Origin of the sequence: Actinacidiphila paucisporea, assembly GCF_900142575.1 — a bacterium.
Classification (GTDB): Bacteria; Actinomycetota; Actinomycetes; order Streptomycetales; family Streptomycetaceae; genus Actinacidiphila; species Actinacidiphila paucisporea.
The window spans coordinates 172,355-187,962 of sequence record NZ_FRBI01000007.1 but is presented as its reverse complement, the minus strand read 5'-3'; the positions used below and the strand labels follow the sequence as shown (position 1 = coordinate 187,962).

The following is a 15,608-nucleotide window of genomic DNA, read 5'->3' as shown; positions in this document are numbered from 1 at the left end:
GGCGCCGGTCGTGAGCACGCCGCCGCCCCGAGCCTGTCGAGGCCCGGGGCGGCGGTGTGCTCTGCGGCGGCGGCGCCCGCCGGTCAGTTCTTGCGGTGGCCGATCAGCCGGGGCTTGGGATCCAGGCCCGACAGTCCGTTCCACGACAGGTTCACCAGGTGGGCGACGACGTCGGCCTTGTCGGGGTGCTGGGTGTCCACCCACCACTGGCCGGTCAGGGCCACCATGCCGACCAGGGCCTGGGCGTACATCGGGGCGAGCTTGGGGTCGAAGCCGCGCTGCTTGAACTCGTGGCCGAGGATGTCCTCGACCTGGGTGGCGATGTCGCCGATGAGCGAGGCGAAGGTGCCGGTGGACTGGGCGACCGGCGAGTCGCGGACCAGGATGCGGAAGCCGTCGGTGTACTGCTGGATGTAGTCCAGCAGCGCGAAGGCGGCCTGTTCGAGCAGTTCGCGCGGGTGGCCGCCGGTGAGGGCGCTGGTGACCATGTCGAGCAGCCGGCGCATCTCCCGGTCGACCACGACGGCGTAGAGGCCCTCCTTGCCGCCGAAGTGCTCGTAGACCACCGGCTTGGACACGCCGGCCTTGTGAGCGATCTCCTCGACGGACGTGCCCTCGAAGCCGCGCTCCGCGAACAGCGTCCGACCGATGTCGAGCAGCTGCTCGCGGCGCTCCTTGCCGGTCATACGGACCCGGCGCGTGCGGCGCGCGGCGGTTCCCGGGGGAACCCTGGGGGTCGTCGTCGCCCTGTCGTCTCTGCCGTCGCTCACGGACCAATCATGCCGCTTCGCTGACCTCTTCCTGGCGTCGGGCGGCAATCCGCTCCGGGGTCGGCCAGCGGACGTCGCTCGCCCAGCCCGCCATCTCGAACCAGCGGATGATCCTGGCGCTGGAGTCGACCTGGCCGCGCAGCACTCCGTGCCTGGCACAGGTGGGGTCGGCGTGGTGGAGGTTGTGCCACGACTCGCCGCAGGAGAGCACCGCGAGCCACCACACGTTGCCCGAGCGGTCGCGCGACTTGAACGGGCGCTTGCCGACCGCGTGGCAGATGGAGTTGATCGACCAGGTCACGTGGTGCAGCAACGCCACCCGAACGAGCGACCCCCAGAAGAACGCCGTGAACGCCCCGTACCAGGACATCGTGACCAGGCCGCCCACCAGCGGCGGCAGCAGCAGCGAGAGTGCGGTGAACATCCAGAAGTCGCGGGAGATGCGGCGGATCGCGGGGTCCGCGATCAGGTCGGGGGCGTATTTGTTCTGCGGGGTCTGCTCCTCGTCGAAGAGCCAGCCCATGTGTGCCCACCACAGGCCCTTCATCAGCGCGGGCAGCGTCTCGCCGTAGCGCCACGGGCTGTGCGGGTCGCCCTCGGCGTCGCTGAACCTGTGGTGCCTGCGGTGGTCGGCGACCCAGCGCACGATCGGGCCCTCGACGGCCATGGAGCCCGCGACGGCCAGCGCGATCTTCAGCGGCCGCTTGGCCTTGAACGAGCCGTGGGTGAAGTGCCGGTGGAAGCCGATCGTGATGCCGTGGCAGCCCAGGTAGTACATGCCCACCATCAGGCCCAGGTCGAGCCAGCTCATACCGCGGCCCCAGGCCAGCGGCACCGCGGCGGCCAGCGCCACGAAGGGGATGCAGATGAAGATCAGCAGTGCGATCTGCTCGATCGAGCGCTTGCTCTCGCCACCTAGGGTGGCGCTGGACCGCGGTTCCTGTCCTGACGTCCCGGGATCCGGTTCCCGGGACTCGGTGATCACGTCCGTCTGTGTGGTCATGTCTGTCCCTCGCGGATATGGAAGTGGGGGGCTGTTATCTGCGGTTACGTCCGTAACCTACGCCGCCGTAAGTATTGCAGCGGTGCACGGCGGAGGACAGGACCGTGTGGGTCGTCCACCGAACGATCTCCTACCCGGATCTCCGTCGCGTCCACCCCGCCGGGTACGGCATGATGGGACCGACCGGCCCGGTCTCCCCGACGCGATATCGGGAAGGCCGAGTTGATCCGCCGTGGTGTAATGGCAGCACTGGGGCTTTTGGTGCCTTAAGTCCGGGTTCGAATCCTGGCGGCGGAGCAGCACATGGTCGTATGCGGGAAGGCCTCGGTATCCTGCGGGAGTCCCGCACTCGAAGCCCAGGAGTCTCCCCCGTGAGCGCCACACGTCCGGCTGCCGTCGTCGTCCTCGCCGCGGGTGAGGGCACTCGCATGAAGTCGGCCACCCCCAAGGTCCTGCACCCGATCTGCGGCCGCTCCCTGCTCGGCCACGTGGTCGCCGCGTCGCGCGAGCTGGACCCAGAGCAGCTGGTCGTGGTCGTCGGACACGGGCGCGAGCAGGTCGTCGAGCACCTGTCGGCGGCCGACCCGGCCGCGCTGACGGCCGTGCAGCAGGAGCAGAACGGCACCGGGCACGCGGTCCGCGTCGGCCTCGACGAACTCTCCGCGCAGGGCGCCGTCCTGGACGGCACGGTCGTGGTGACCTACGGCGACACCCCGCTGCTGACCGCGGGGACGCTCGCCACCCTGGTGGCCGCGCACCGGACCGACGGCAACGCGGTGACGGTGCTGACCGCGAAGGTCCCCGACCCGACCGGCTACGGGCGGATCGTGCGGGATCTGACCGACGGCCAGGTCACCGCGATCGTCGAGCAGAAGGACGCCTCGCCCGACCAGCTGACCATCAGCGAGATCAACTCCGGCGTCTACGCCTACGACGCCGCACTGCTCGCCGAGGCGCTGACCAAGATCACCACGGACAACTCGCAGGCCGAGGAGTACCTGACCGACACCCTGGCGATCCTGCGCGAGGCCGGCCACCGGGTGGGCGCGTACACGGCGGCGGACCACCGGGAGATCGCCGGGGTGAACAACCGGGTGCAGCTCGCCGAGGCCCGCCGGGTCCTCAACGACCGGCTGCTGCACCGCGCCATGCTGGACGGCGCCACCATCGTGGACCCGGGGTCCACCTGGCTGGACGCCGACGTGGTGCTGGAGCCCGACACGGTCATCCACCCCAACACCCAGCTGCTCGGCCGCACCACGGTGGCGACCGGCGCCGAGGTCGGCCCGAACTGCACGCTCACCGACACCGCGGTCGGCGCGGGCGCCCGGATCTCCAACGCGGTGGCCCAGGAGGCGGAGGTCGGCCCGGAGGCGAACGTCGGACCGTACGCGTATCTGCGGCCCGGCGCCAAGCTCGGCCGGGGCGCCAAGGCGGGGACGTACGTCGAGATGAAGAACGCCTCGATCGGCGACGGCACCAAGGTGCCGCACCTGAGCTATGTGGGTGACGCCACCATCGGCGAGCACACCAACATCGGCGCGGCCAGCGTCTTCGTCAACTACGACGGCGAGGCCAAGCACCACACGACCATCGGCAGCTACTGCAAGACCGGCTCCGACAACATGTTCGTCGCCCCGGTCGTGGTCGGCGACGGCGCCTACACGGCGGCCGGCTCGGTGATCACCAAGGACGTGCCCGCCGGCTCGCTCGCGGTGGCCCGCGGGCAGCAGCGCAACATCGAGGGCTGGGTCGCCCGCAAGCGGCCGGGCAGCGCTGCCGCGCAGGCCGCGGAGCGTGCCGAGTCGGCCGGGAGCGACGCGTCGAACGGGTGAGTGAGCGCCGTCTCATCAGCCCCTCCGAGGTGCACGGATGCGCCGGAGGGGGCGTACCGTGTGGGGTGCACACAATTCCGCCAGCACGCCCACTTCTGGGCGACGCTGTGTCGAACACCAGTCGAACACCAAGGAGACGGTGCAGTGACCGGGATCAAGACGACCGGTGAGAAGAAGTTGATGCTCTTCTCCGGCCGCGCCCACCCCGATCTGGCGGAGGCGGTGGCACGGGAACTCGGCGTCGAGCTGGTGCCGACCAAGGCTTTCGACTTCGCCAACGGCGAGATCTATGTGCGGTTCCAGGAGTCGGCGCGCGGCGCCGACTGCTTTTTGATCCAGAGCCACACCCGTCCCATCAACCAGTGGATCATGGAACAGCTGATCATGCTGGACGCCCTGAAGAGGGCTTCGGCGCGCAGCATCACCGTGATCGTGCCCTTCTACGGCTACGCCCGGCAGGACAAGAAGCACCGCGGCCGCGAGCCGATCTCGGCCCGGCTGATGGCCGACCTGTTCAAAACGGCGGGCGCCGACCGCATCCTGACCGTCGACCTGCACACCGACCAGATCCAGGGCTTCTTCGACGGCCCGGTCGACCACCTGTTCGCGCTGCCGATCCTGGCGGACTACGTCGGTGCGAAGGTCGACCGCAACAAGCTGACCGTCGTCTCGCCGGACGCCGGCCGGGTCAGGGTCGCCGACCGCTGGTGCGACCGGCTGGGCGCCCCGCTGGCCATCGTGCACAAGCGCCGCGACCCGGACGTCGCCAACCAGGTGAAGGTCCACGAGGTCGTCGGCGACGTCAAGGGCCGGGTCTGCGTCCTGGTCGACGACATGATCGACACCGGCGGCACGATCTGCGCCGCCGCCGACGCGCTGTTCGCCAACGGCGCCGAGGACGTCATCGTCACCGCCACCCACGGTGTGCTGTCCGGTCCCGCCGCCGACCGGCTGAAGAACTCGAAGGTCAGCGAGTTCATCCTGACCGACACGCTGCCGACTCCCGGCGAGCTGAACCTCGACAAGATCACCGTGCTGTCGATGGCGCCGACCATCGCCAACGCGGTGCGCGAGGTCTTCGAGGACGGCTCGGTGACCAGCCTGTTCGAGGACTCGCACTAGAGCCCGCCGCAGAATCGGTACGTCACCGGTCCTGCACCGTAGATCGATTTCGTCCGGGGCCTCCCCGCCGGTTACGCTGTGCGCGTTGCTCGGCGAGGGAGGCCCCGGACGCATGTCGGTCCGGACCCGGCTCCGTTATCGACGCGCTCCTCGTGAACCGTGGATCGGCCCGTCGGGGCCGGGCGACCGTACCGTCTGCCATCACGAGGAGTGAACCTCATGTCCGAGGTCAAGATCGCCGCCCAGCTGCGCACCGAGTTCGGCAAGGGCGCCGCCCGCCGTATCCGCCGTGCCAACCAGGTCCCCGCCGTCATCTACGGCCACGGTGCCGACCCCAAGCACGTCTCGGTCCCCGGCCACGAGCTGCTGCTCGCGCTGCGCACCGCGAACGTCCTGATCGCGCTGGACATCGACGGCAAGTCCGAGCTGGTCATCCCCAAGGCCGTGCAGCGCGACCCGCTGCGTGGCTTCCTCGAGCACGTCGACCTGCTGTCGGTCAAGCGCGGCGAGAAGGTCACCGTCGAGATCCCGGTCAACACCGAGGGCGAGCTGGCCCCCGGCGGCAACCTGCTGGAGCACGTGCTCAACACCCTGCCGGTCGAGGCCGAGGCCACCCACATTCCCGAGGGCGTCACGGTCAGCGTCGAGGGCCTGGAGGCCGGCGCCTCCATCCTCGCCAAGGACATCGAGCTGCCCAAGGGCACCACGCTGGCCGTCGACGAGGACGCCGTCGTGATCCAGGTCGTGGCCGCGCAGGCCGAGGCCGCCGAGGAGACCGAGGAAGAGGAGGGCGCCGAAGAGGCCGCTCCCGCCGAGGAAGCCGCCTCCGAGGAGGCCTGATCCGGCGTCGCCGTCAGGCGACTCCCGGCCGCCGCCGTACCCTTCGGGGTGCGGCGGCGGCCGCACGTCCACCCCGTGAGTGCGTGAGCCCCGAGACCTGGAGACGTGGATGAGCGACAGCACAGCGCCCTGGCTGGTGGCCGGCCTGGGCAATCCGGGGCCCGAGTACGCGGCGAACCGGCACAACATCGGCTTCATGGTCGCCGACCTGCTCGCCGAGCGGATCGGCGGGCACTTCAAGCGTTCCGGCAAGGCGCAGGCGCACGTCGTGGAGGGCCGGATCGGTCCGCCGGGGCCCGGGAGCCGCCGGGTGGTGCTGGCCAAGCCGATGACCTACATGAACCTGTCCGGCGGCCCGGTGACCGCGCTCAAGGACTTCTACAAGGTGCCGACCGAGCAGATCATCGCCGTGCACGACGAGCTGGACATCCCCTACGCCACGCTGCGGCTCAAGCTCGGCGGCGGCGACAACGGCCACAACGGGCTGAAGTCGATCACCAAGTCGCTGGGCGCGGACTATCTGCGGGTACGGGCCGGCATCGGCCGGCCGCCCGGGCGGATGGACGTGGCCGCCTTCGTGCTCAAGGACTTCTCGGCGGCGGAGCGCAAGGAGCTGGACTGGTTCGTGGACCAGGCCGCCGACGCCGTCGAGGCGCTGGTCGCGGACGGCCTGGAACGCGCGCAGAGCACGTACAACAGCTGACCGGCGGTCCTGGCCGCCGGGTTTGACCGGACGGCATGCGATGGCCAAAGATCGCCCGCATGGTCGAACGGAGCCGTTCCCGCCGGATGGCGGAAGGCGCGTGGGGGCTGGTGCTGCTGGCCCGGGTGGTCGGCGTGGGCGCGGCGGTGGCGCTGCTGCTGGTGTCCGGCGTCTGGGACTCCTGGCGGACCGCGCAGCACGTGATGCTCACCAAGGGCCGCGAGCGCGGCACGATGACCCTGGTCGACTGCGGCGACTCCCTCTGCACGGGACCCTTCGCCCCCAAGGGCACCGCCGTCGCCCGTGCCCGGGTCACCATCAGCCTGCCGATCCGGCACACCACCGGCGCGAAGATACCCGTCGCCGTCGAGCCCGGCACCGACAAGGTGGTCAGGGCGGGCTGGGGCGGCGTCCTCTTCGCGTGGGTGCCCTTCGGCGGCGCCCTGCTGCTGGCGGCCGTGGTGCTGGCCGGCGGCCTGCGCATGCGCCGCACCGCCTGGGCCCTGGCGGGCCTGGGCGCGGCCCTGCTGACCGGTGCCTTCCTGACCCTGTAGCCCCGTCCCCGGGCCCTGGAGGGCGCGGGGACGGGGCTGGGGCGGGGCTGGGCGCCGTCAGGTCGCCGGCGGACCGGAGGCGGCGGTCACCGCGCGGCCACCGGTGTGGCGGTGCGGGCGACGGCGAATATCCGGCGGAAGGGGAAGACCGTGCCGTGGGCGCCCGGCGGATACGCCTTGCGCAGCAGGTCGCGGTACTGGCCGACGAATTCCCGGGCCGCGCCCGGGTCGCCGTCCAGCGCGGTGAGCACCGGGCGCAGGGCGGTGCCCTTGGTCCACTCCAGGACCGGGTCCTCGCCCTGGAGCAGCTGCACATAGGTGGACTCCCAGACGTCCACCTCCGCGCAGCCGAGCACGGTGAGGCGCTCCAGGTAGTCGGCGGGGCTGAGGATGTGCACATAGCGGCGGCCGTGCCCGTCGAGCCGGCCGCGCCACTGCGGGGTGTCGCACAGCTCGGCGAGCAGTGCGTGGCTCGGCGCGGTGAAATTGCCGGGGACCTGGAAGGCGAGGGTGCCGCCGGGGGTGACGCGGTCGAGCCAGTCGCCGAAGCGGTCGGCGTGTCCGGGCACCCACTGGAGCGCGGCGTTGGAGACGATCAGGTCGTAGGGCTCGTCCGGCGTCCATTCGGCGGCGTCCGCCCGGCGGAAGTCCATGGTGCCGCCGCCGGGCGTCGGCCCGGCATATTGCGCAGCCGAGGCGAGCATCTCCTGGGAGCTGTCGAGGCCGGTGATACGGGCGGCGGGCCAGCGGTCGGCGAGCAGCGCGGTGACATTGCCTGGCCCGCAGCCGACATCGGCGATACGGGGGGCGTCGCCGCCGGGCAGCGCGGTGATGCGGGCGAGGAGATCGAGGAACGGCCGGGTGCGGTGGGTGGCGTGCCGGAGATACTGGTGTGGGTCCCACGTCGGTGCTGCGTGCATCGTTCGTACTCCCTGGGTGGTACGGAACCGCTGCCGAAAACGGAGGGGGAGGTTCTGCCCTCAGATCCCAGGCTCCACCCGCCAATATCTTGATGTCAAGAGACTTCATATCGACAGACCTATTACACTGATCTCCATGGAGGACGAGGTCGACCGGCTGGTCGCTGCATGGCGCCGAGAGCGCCCCGACCTCGACGTCGAACCGCTCGAGGTGCTCAGCCGGGTCAGCAGGCTGGCCAGGCACCTGGACCGGGCCCGCCGGCTGGCCTTCGCGGAGCACAACCTGGAGCCGTGGGAGTTCGACGTGCTGACCGCGCTGCGCCGCGCGGGCACCCCGTATCAGCTCTCGCCCGGACAGCTGCTCACCCAGACGCTGGTCACCTCGGGCACGATGACCAACCGGATCGACAGGCTCGCCGAGAAGCGGCTGGTCGAGCGGCTTCCCGACCCCTCGGACCGGCGCGGGGTGCTGGTCAGGCTCACCCCGGCAGGCCAGGACCGCGCCGACCGCGCGCTGGCCGGCCTGCTCACCCAGGAGCGCGCGATCCTGGGCGAGCTGAGCCGGGCCCAGCGGGCCGAGCTGGCGGCGCTGCTACGACAGCTGACCGCGCCTTTCGACAACGTCCCCACCTGAGGGGACCAGTTCCACCGGACCCACGCCGGCCCGCCGGGCCAGCGCCACGGCCGCCAGCGTCGAGTGCACGCCCAGCTTGCCCAGCACGTTCTGCATGTGCGTGCGGACCGTGTGCGGGGACAGGAACAGCCGCTCCGCGACCGCCTTGCGGCCCAGACCCGCGACCATGCAGCGCAGCACCTCCTGCTCGCGCGGCGTCAGCGACTCGACCAGCTGCTCGCTCTCGGTGCGGTGCCTGCGCGCCGCGGTCAGCTCCCGCAGCACGCCGGTCAGCAGCGCGGGCGGCAGATGCGTCTCGTCCCGCAGCACCCCGCGCACCACGGCGAGCAGCCGGGACAGCGAGCAGTCCTTGGCGACCCAGCCGGACGCCCCGGCCTGCAGCGCGCAGGCCGCGCGGTGCGGGTCGTCGCGCTCGGCCAGCACCACCGTGCGGGTGCCCGTGTGCTCGGCGCGGACCCGCTCGACCAGCGCGAGGCCGTCGATGACGGGGTCGCGCGGCTCGGGCCGCCGCTGCTCCGACAGCGGTGGTACCGCGGCCAGTTGCGGCCGGTCCCGCGGACCTGTGCCCAGGTCCGCGTCGACCAGCAGTACGTCGTAACGCCGTCCGTCGACGGCGGCCCGGTCCAGGCAGCGCTGGGCGGCGGGCCCGCTGCCGGCTGCCGACACGTCGACGTCGGATTCCGCCGCGAGTGCGGCGGCGAGCGACTCGGCGAAGATGCGATGGTCATCGACGACGAGCACGCGGATTCGTCCCACGGACACCACTCCCGCTGTACGGCACTCCCCCAGTGGCGGGGCGTCATCGCCTGGGATCCGGCACCCGCGTCGAGGCCGCCGCCCCGGGCACGGGTGCCGAATCCCGTGCGTCTCGCCCCCTGATGAACGCCGGCCCCCACCGGCGCTGTGGGAAAAGCGTAGGGGTTTCCCCGCACATTGGCGCCGTCTTGACGGAACTTGCCCGTCCGGGCAGGATTCGCACCCCTCCGCCACGGGACGCCGGCCCCCTGCGGGAGGCGGCGCCCCCGGGGAAGCGGGGAACCGCGCGACCCGCCGCGGCCACCGGCCGAGCGCGCCCGTGCGGCGCCGGCCGCACGTCAGAGGCATCCCCGGCCCTGCGGGGCCGCCGTCCCGAGCGGCTGACCGGGGTCAGGACAGGCGGTGGGCGCCGCCGGAAGGGGTGGAGGGGAAGAGGCGGGCCGCCGGGAGGGCGGAGCGGATGGCGGCGGTGACCGCGGGGACGTCCGCGGTGGCGACCAGGGCGATCGCGGAGCCGCCGAAGCCGCCGCCGGTCATCCGGGCGCCGAGCGCGCCGCAGGCGAGCGCGGTGTCGACCACGAGGTCCAGTTCGGGGCAGGACACCTGGAAGTCGTCCCGCAGGGACAGGTGGCCGGCGGTGAGGACGGGGCCGATGTCGCGGATGCGCCCGGCGTCCAGGAGGGCGATGACGTCCTCGACGCGGCGGTTCTCGGTGACCACATGCCGGGTCAGGCGCCGCAGGCGCTCGTCGGGGAGGGCGTCGAGCGCGTCGCTCAGGCCGGCGTAGGGCACGTCGCGCAGCGCGGCCAGGCCGAGCGCGGCGGCGGCGGCCTCGCAGCCGGCCCGCAGTGAGGCGTAGGCCCCGTCCGCGTGGGCGTGCTTGACGCGGGTGTCGGCGACCAGCAACGTCAGGCCCTGGCCCGCCAGGTCGAGCGGCACCTGGCGCTGTTCGAGGCCGCGTACGTCCAGGTGCAGGGCGTGCCCCTCGGCGCAGCACGCGGACGCGGTCTGGTCCATGACGCCGACGGGCGCGCCCACGTACACGTTCTCCGAGCGCTGGCAGAGCAGCGCGAGCTCCTGCCGGCTCATCGACACGCCGTGCAGGTCGCACAGGGCGAGCGCGGTGACGACCTGGAGGGCCGCGGAGGAGGACAGGCCGCCGCCGACGGGCACGGTGCTGTCGTAGTGGATGTCGGCTCCGCCCACGGGGTGCCCCGCCTCGCGCAGCGTCCACAGCACGGCGGCGGGGTAGGTGGCCCAGCCGGCGGCGGCGCCGGGGGCGAGGTCGTCGATCCGCAGTTCGACCACGCCGCCGTCCATGTCGGCGGAGTGCACCCGCAGCAGTCCGTCGTCGCGGCGGGCGACCGCGGCCCTGGTGGTCTGCGGGATCGCGAAGGGCAGCACGTGGCCGTCGTTGTAGTCGGTGTGCTCGCCGATCAGGTTCACCCGGCCGGGGGCCGCCCAGCTGCCTTCCGGCGCCCGGCCGTGGACGTCCTTGAAGGCTATGCCGAGGTCCGTCATCGTGCGTCCTCCCCGAGGGATTGGGCGAAGGTCCAGGCGTCGCGGACGATGTCCGTGAGGTCGGTGCGGGTGGGCCGCCAGCCGAGCCGGTCGTGCGCGCGCTGCGCGGAGGCGACCAGGGCGGCGGGGTCGCCGGCCCTGCGCGGCCGCGCGGTCTCGGGGATGGGGTGCCCGGTGACCCGGCGGACGGTGTCGATGACCTCGCGGACGGAGAATCCGCTGCCGTTGCCGAGGTTGCAGATCAGGTGCTCGCCGGCGGTGGCACGGTCGAGCGCGAGCAGGTGCGCCTCGGCGAGGTCGGCCACGTGGATGTAGTCGCGCAGGCAGGTGCCGTCGGGCGTGGGGTAGTCGTCGCCGAAGACGGCGATGGCGTCCCGCCGGCCCTGGGCGACCTGGAGCACCAGCGGGATCAGGTGCGACTCGGGCTGGTGCCGCTCGCCGTAGGCGCCGTACGCGCCGGCCACGTTGAAGTACCGCAGCGACACAGCGGCCAGGCCGTGGGCGGCGCACTCGCCGCTGATCATGTGGTCGACGGCGAGCTTGGTGGCGCCGTAGGGGTTGGTGGGGGCGGTGACGGCGTCCTCGGTGATGGGGATGGACGCGGGCTCGCCGTAGGTGGCCGCGGTGGAGGAGAAGACCAGCGTGCCGACCCCGGACTCGCGCATGGCGTCGAGCAGTTCGAGGGTGCCGCCGACGTTGTTGTGCCAGTATTTGGCCGGGTCGGCGACCGACTCGCCGACCTGCGAGGACGCGGCGAAGTGCAGCACGGCGTCGTAGGAGCCGTCGAGCACCTTGGCCGCGTCCTGGACCCGGCCCTCCACGAAGTCGGCGCCGTCCGGCACTCCCTCGCGAAAACCCGTGGACAGGTCGTCGAGGACGGTCACCTGGTGCCCGGCCGCCAGCAGGTGGGCGCCCACCACCGAGCCGACGTATCCGGCTCCACCGGTGACCAGCAGCTTCCTGGGGTTGTTCTTCACTGGCTCGCTACCTCTCGCAGTCGCTGCGCGGCGACCTCCGGGGGCACGTCGTTGATGAACGCGCCCATTCCCGATTCGGACCCCGCAAGATACTTCAGCTTGCCCGACGTGCGGCGAATCGTGAAAAGCTCCAGATGCAGCCCGAAGTCGCGCCGCCCGGGGGCGTCGAAGGGCGCCTGGTGCCAGCCGGAGATGTACGGGGTGGGCGGCTGGTCGGGGCCGAAGATGCGGTCGAAGCGGCGCAGCAGCTCCAGGTAGACGCGCGGGAATTCGGCGCGCGCGTCCTCGTCGAGGGCGAGCAGGTCGGGCACCCGGCGGCGCGGGAAGAGGTGCACCTCGTACGGCCAGTGGGCGGCGTGCGGGACGAATGCGGTCCAGTGCTCGGCGGCCAGCACGATCCGCCGGCCGTCGGCGGCCTCGTCGGCGAGGACGTCGTCGAAGAGGTTGCGGCCGGTGCGCTCCCGGTGCTCGTCGAGCGTGCGCAGCATCAGCGCGGTGCGCGGGGTGACGAAGGGGTAGGCGTAGATCTGGCCGTGCGGGTGGCCGAGGGTGACGCCGATCTCCTTGCCGCGGTTCTCGAACGGGAAGACCTGCACGACGCCGGGCAGTTGGGACAGCTCCCTGGTGCGGTCGACCCAGGCGTCGAGCACCAGGCGGGCGCGGGCCTCGGTGAGGTCGGCGAAGGAGGCGTCGTGGTCGGAGGTGAAGCAGACCACCTCGCAGCGCCCGGCGCCGCCGGCCAGCGAGGGGAAGCGGTTCTCGAAGACGACGACCTCGTAGTCGGTGTCGGGTATCTCGCTGAGCCGTCCCCCGGAGTCCGACGGGCACAGCGGGCACTGGTCGGCCGGCGGGTGGTAGGTGCGGCCCTGGCGGTGCGAGGCGATGGCCACGGTGTCGCCGAGCAGCGGGTCGTGGCGCAGTTCCGAGTGGGTGGCGACGGGCTCCAGCGGACGGCGGTCGACGGCGTCGCGGACGACGGGGTCGGCCGTGTCGTCGGCGTCGTAGTAGATCAGTTCGCGGCCGTCCGCGAGCCGGGTCGTCGTCTTCTTCACCCTGCAGACCCCTCACACCACAATCACCCAACATAACCGCACACAATGAATCATGACAGAACAGCGCAGTCAATGCGCGGGGGCGGGTGAAGTTGAGTTCATAAGCTGCACGGCGCGCGGTGTCGGTTTCGGGCACAACCAAACAAAGCCGAACAGATGACTGAACGGATCGGCCCGCCCCGCCGTCCCGACGGCGCTCAGGCCGCCGGGCCGGCGCGTCCGGGCCGGGTCCTGGCAGGCGGGCTCAGCGCCGCCCCGGGGCCGCCGCGCGGTCCAGCAGGCCCGTACGGGCGGCCAGCGCGGCCGCCTCCAGGCGGGAGCCGACGCCCAGCTTCATCAGCACCCGCTGCACATGCGTACGCGCGGTGCTCGGCGCTATCCGCATCCCGGCGGCGATCAGCCGGGTGTCCTCGCCCTCGGCGACCCGCACCAGCACCTCGACCTCGCGCGGGGTCAGCATCTCCAGCAGCCGCATGCCCTCGTCGTCCGGCTGCCGCGCGGGGTTGAGCAGCTCGGCGAAGGCGCCCTGGAGCAGCGGCTGCGCCACCGCGACCTCGCCGGCCCGGGCCTTGGCCATGGCGCGCTCCACGCCCTCGATGCGCTCGTCGTGGCGCACGTAGCCCGACGCGCCGGCCGCGAAGGCCGCCGCGATGCCGCGGGGGTCGGGGACGGGGCCCAGCACGACCACCGCGACGGCGGGCCGCTCCCGCCTGATCCTGGCGACCGCGTCGAAGGCGCCGGGCTCCGCGGGGGCCGCCGTACCGAACAGGCACACCTCGGGCGACCGGGTCAGCACCAGCTCCGCCGCACCGCCCGCGGGCGCGGATGCGGCCAGCACCCGGTGCCCGCGCAGCTTCAGCGCCGAGGCCAGCGCCTCGGCGAGCAGCCGGTGGTCGTCGACCACCACGAGGCGTACGCCCATGTCGGCCATCCCCCATCCCCCCGGGGGTCCGCTCCGCCGCCGCCCCCGTTCCCTGTGCATACCGCGCCCGAGCCGGTCCCAACCGCGCCCCCGCACGGTATGAGCCCAGGCCGCGAAGTTACACGCTTGCCCCATGAACGCGCGCCCCCAACCGGGCAGAAACTTGCCGGAAGTCCGGACTGCCTGCCGGTGGGGGGCGCGGGTCGTGCAACTGCGGATCCCCGGGACCCGCCGGACGGTCAGTGGTATTCGACCAGGTACTTCTGGTCGTCGTTGCCCTCGTAGACGGTGTGGCATGCCACGAAGAAGTGGCCGGCGTGCCAGTACGGGTAGTTCTCCAGGTCGGAGATGTCGACGTGGTCAGAGGCGCCGTCGGCGAAGCCCGCGTACTTCTTCATCGCGCCGTTCGCCGGGTCGATGGTGACCAGCTGCCCGGGCACGTCGTAGTCCGGCGGCTCCAGGGCGAGCACCTGGCCGTCCACGAAGTCCAGCCCGACGATGTCCTCCTTGTCGGCCGGCTTGGCGACCCACTTCTGCTTGCCGTCGCTGGTGTTGAAGGCGACGATGCCGCTGAGCACCTGGCCCTTGCTGTCGCCCTGGCTGCGCAGCGTCAGGTAGACGGTGTCCTTGCTGACCAGGATGTTGTGCACGTCCTGGGCGCCGTTGTCGCCGAGCGAGATGTCGTACTTGTCGGTACCCAGCGAGATCCTGGACTGCATACGGCCGCCGACGAGGGTGACGACGTCGGTGCTCCTGCTGTTCTCGGTGCCGAGCACCACCACGACCGGGTCGGTGGACACGATCGCGTTGACCTCGGTGCCGGTCGGCGCCTCCCACGACCACTTCGACTTGCCGTGGTTTTCCGGGTCGATGACCTGCACCTTGTAGGTCTTGAAGTCGCAGTTGACGATCACCACGAACTGGCTGCCGCCGGCGTAGCCGTCGTCCTCGCAGTTGCCGTTGCCGCCCTGCCACAGCACCGCCTGGGTGGACAGCCGGTAGCCGATGGATCCGCTGAGCCAGTCGACGCCGACCGTGTCACCGCTGATCGCCATCTGCGAGTAGTCGAAGTCGGTCTTGCTGCCGGTGGCTCCCGGCAGCTTCGCCGACCACTTCTGCACACCGGTCGTCAGGTCGAAGGCCATCACCTGGTTGCAGCTGGGGCCGTACTGGATCGCCGCCAGGTTCTTGTACGTGTCCTTGGCCGCCGCGCAGTCACCGCGGGAGGCGGCGGGCAGCGTCCAGGCGGGGTTGCCGGTGCCGAGGTCGTAGGCGACGACCTTGTCGATCTGCTGCTTGACCACGTATCTGTCGGTGAACCAGATGCCGAAGACCGTCTTGAGGTTGTCCTTCTCCGCGACCTTGTCGGCCGGCTTGTCCCAGCCGAACTGCAGCTGGGTGGAGTGCGGCGCGGCGGTCGGGCCTGCGCTGCTGCTCTGCGCGACCGGCCCCGGGCCCGGCTTGGAGTCACCGCTGCCCTTGGTCGCGAGGTAGACACCGCCGCCGATCACCAGGACCGCGGCCACCACGGCCGCGACGACGATCAGCAGCTTGCTGTTCGACCGCCCGCCGCCCGGAGCGCCCGGATACGGCTGCGGGGCCGGGTAGCCGTACGGTCCCTGCGGCGGCACCTGGCCGTACTGCGGCTGGCCCGGGAAGGGCGGCGGGGGCTGGGCGCCCGCGTACGGGGGCGGCGGGCCCTGCGGCGGGAAGGCCGCCTGGGCGGGCGCCTGCGCGTACGGGTTCTGCGCCGGCGGCACCGGCTGCGCGTACGGGTTGCCGGCGGCGGGCGGCGGGCCCGCCGCCGGGTAGCCGTAGCCGCCGGCCGGGGGCGACAGCGGGTAGCCGTAACCCTGCGGCGGGTTCTGCGGCTGCTGCTGCGGTTGGGGTTGCGGCGCCTGCGGGGGTCCCGGCGGGGGCGGTACCGCTCCGTCGGACGACTTCCCGAACTCGGGCGGGTTGCCTGGCGGCGGGGGCGGTTGCGACATGAGCGGGACCT

General features: G+C 72.0%; 15 protein-coding genes and 1 tRNA gene. 7 read left to right on the top strand and 9 right to left on the bottom strand.

Annotated features, from left to right (window positions below):
• Positions 1-83 precede the first annotated feature (83 nt).
• Both BUE44_RS13885 and BUE44_RS13880 read right to left on the bottom strand, forming a co-directional pair.
• A complete protein-coding gene (locus BUE44_RS13885) occupies positions 84-686 on the bottom strand; it encodes a TetR/AcrR family transcriptional regulator (RefSeq protein ID WP_073497857.1) in 603 nt (200 codons plus the stop codon).
• Positions 687-777: 91 nt separating this feature from the next.
• A complete protein-coding gene (locus tag BUE44_RS13880) occupies positions 778-1,773 on the bottom strand; it encodes an acyl-CoA desaturase (protein ID WP_073497855.1) in 996 nt (331 codons plus the stop codon).
• Between the two features lie 226 nt (positions 1,774-1,999).
• On the opposite strand from BUE44_RS13880, the gene BUE44_RS13875 reads away from it, so the two are divergent.
• The 6 genes from BUE44_RS13875 to BUE44_RS13850 all read left to right on the top strand — a co-directional run bounded on the left by BUE44_RS13875 (position 2,000) and on the right by BUE44_RS13850 (position 6,827).
• Positions 2,000-2,070: transfer RNA gene (locus tag BUE44_RS13875), tRNA-Gln, on the top strand.
• Between the two features lie 74 nt (positions 2,071-2,144).
• Positions 2,145-3,608 (top strand): bifunctional UDP-N-acetylglucosamine diphosphorylase/glucosamine-1-phosphate N-acetyltransferase GlmU, encoded by a 1,464-nt coding sequence (gene glmU, locus BUE44_RS13870; RefSeq protein WP_073497853.1) that lies wholly within the window; start codon positions 2,145-2,147, stop codon positions 3,606-3,608.
• Positions 3,609-3,752: 144 nt separating this feature from the next.
• On the top strand, positions 3,753-4,730 hold the full coding sequence (locus tag BUE44_RS13865; protein WP_073497851.1) for a ribose-phosphate diphosphokinase: 978 nt from the start codon (positions 3,753-3,755) through the stop codon (positions 4,728-4,730).
• 219 nt (positions 4,731-4,949) lie between these two features.
• The gene (locus BUE44_RS13860; protein ID WP_073497849.1) at positions 4,950-5,570 is read left to right on the top strand and encodes a 50S ribosomal protein L25/general stress protein Ctc; all 621 of its coding nucleotides are present in this window, start codon (positions 4,950-4,952) and stop codon (positions 5,568-5,570) included.
• 109 nt (positions 5,571-5,679) lie between these two features.
• Positions 5,680-6,273 (top strand): aminoacyl-tRNA hydrolase, encoded by a 594-nt coding sequence (pth, locus tag BUE44_RS13855; protein WP_073497847.1) that lies wholly within the window; start codon positions 5,680-5,682, stop codon positions 6,271-6,273.
• 59 nt (positions 6,274-6,332) lie between these two features.
• The gene (locus BUE44_RS13850; RefSeq protein ID WP_200804411.1) at positions 6,333-6,827 is read left to right on the top strand and encodes a hypothetical protein; all 495 of its coding nucleotides are present in this window, start codon (positions 6,333-6,335) and stop codon (positions 6,825-6,827) included.
• 86 nt (positions 6,828-6,913) lie between these two features.
• Here the strand turns inward: BUE44_RS13850 and BUE44_RS13845 are convergent, their stop codons facing one another.
• On the bottom strand, positions 6,914-7,747 hold the full coding sequence (locus BUE44_RS13845) for a trans-aconitate 2-methyltransferase (RefSeq protein ID WP_073497843.1): 834 nt from the start codon (positions 7,745-7,747) through the stop codon (positions 6,914-6,916).
• 136 nt (positions 7,748-7,883) lie between these two features.
• On the opposite strand from BUE44_RS13845, the gene BUE44_RS13840 reads away from it, so the two are divergent.
• Positions 7,884-8,381, top strand: coding sequence for a MarR family winged helix-turn-helix transcriptional regulator (locus tag BUE44_RS13840; protein WP_073497841.1), 498 nt, complete (start codon positions 7,884-7,886; stop codon positions 8,379-8,381).
• On the opposite strand, the gene BUE44_RS13835 is transcribed toward BUE44_RS13840, so the two are convergent.
• From BUE44_RS13835 to BUE44_RS13810, 6 genes are all read right to left on the bottom strand, one after another.
• Entirely contained in the window at positions 8,340-9,137 is a 798-nt protein-coding gene (locus tag BUE44_RS13835; protein WP_073498067.1) for a response regulator transcription factor, read from the bottom strand. The genes BUE44_RS13840 and BUE44_RS13835 overlap by 42 nt on opposite strands.
• A 390-nt stretch (positions 9,138-9,527) precedes the next feature.
• Positions 9,528-10,658, bottom strand: coding sequence for a galactokinase (gene galK, locus BUE44_RS13830; protein WP_073497839.1), 1,131 nt, complete (start codon positions 10,656-10,658; stop codon positions 9,528-9,530).
• Positions 10,655-11,635, bottom strand: coding sequence for a UDP-glucose 4-epimerase GalE (gene galE, locus BUE44_RS13825; RefSeq protein ID WP_073497837.1), 981 nt, complete (start codon positions 11,633-11,635; stop codon positions 10,655-10,657). Before galE ends, galK begins: the two co-directional genes overlap by 4 nt.
• Positions 11,632-12,687 carry a galactose-1-phosphate uridylyltransferase gene (galT, locus tag BUE44_RS13820; protein ID WP_073497835.1) on the bottom strand — a complete coding sequence of 352 codons (1,056 nt, stop codon included), beginning with the start codon at positions 12,685-12,687 and terminating at the stop codon, positions 11,632-11,634. The genes galE and galT overlap by 4 nt, the downstream gene beginning before the upstream one ends.
• A gap of 244 nt (positions 12,688-12,931) precedes the next feature.
• Positions 12,932-13,609 carry a helix-turn-helix transcriptional regulator gene (locus tag BUE44_RS13815; protein WP_073498064.1) on the bottom strand — a complete coding sequence of 226 codons (678 nt, stop codon included), beginning with the start codon at positions 13,607-13,609 and terminating at the stop codon, positions 12,932-12,934.
• Between the two features lie 239 nt (positions 13,610-13,848).
• Positions 13,849-15,597 (bottom strand): PQQ-binding-like beta-propeller repeat protein, encoded by a 1,749-nt coding sequence (locus BUE44_RS13810; protein WP_073497833.1) that lies wholly within the window; start codon positions 15,595-15,597, stop codon positions 13,849-13,851.
• Positions 15,598-15,608 lie beyond the last annotated feature (11 nt).

What these genes read in the sequence shown, in the direction of transcription:
- BUE44_RS13810 (WP_073497833.1), bottom strand. Translation starts at nt 15,597, where the DNA reads ATGTCGCAACCGCCCCCGCCGCCAGGCAACCCGCCCGAGTTCGGGAAG.
- BUE44_RS13815 (WP_073498064.1), bottom strand. Translation starts at nt 13,609, where the DNA reads ATGGGCGTACGCCTCGTGGTGGTCGACGACCACCGGCTGCTCGCCGAG.
- BUE44_RS13885 (WP_073497857.1), bottom strand. Translation starts at nt 686, where the DNA reads ATGACCGGCAAGGAGCGCCGCGAGCAGCTGCTCGACATCGGTCGGACG.
- pth (WP_073497847.1), top strand. Translation starts at nt 5,680, where the DNA reads ATGAGCGACAGCACAGCGCCCTGGCTGGTGGCCGGCCTGGGCAATCCG.
- BUE44_RS13860 (WP_073497849.1), top strand. Translation starts at nt 4,950, where the DNA reads ATGTCCGAGGTCAAGATCGCCGCCCAGCTGCGCACCGAGTTCGGCAAG.
- BUE44_RS13880 (WP_073497855.1), bottom strand. Translation starts at nt 1,773, where the DNA reads ATGACCACACAGACGGACGTGATCACCGAGTCCCGGGAACCGGATCCC.
- BUE44_RS13840 (WP_073497841.1), top strand. Translation starts at nt 7,884, where the DNA reads ATGGAGGACGAGGTCGACCGGCTGGTCGCTGCATGGCGCCGAGAGCGC.
- galK (WP_073497839.1), bottom strand. Translation starts at nt 10,658, where the DNA reads ATGACGGACCTCGGCATAGCCTTCAAGGACGTCCACGGCCGGGCGCCG.
- BUE44_RS13850 (WP_200804411.1), top strand. Translation starts at nt 6,333, where the DNA reads ATGGTCGAACGGAGCCGTTCCCGCCGGATGGCGGAAGGCGCGTGGGGG.
- BUE44_RS13845 (WP_073497843.1), bottom strand. Translation starts at nt 7,747, where the DNA reads ATGCACGCAGCACCGACGTGGGACCCACACCAGTATCTCCGGCACGCC.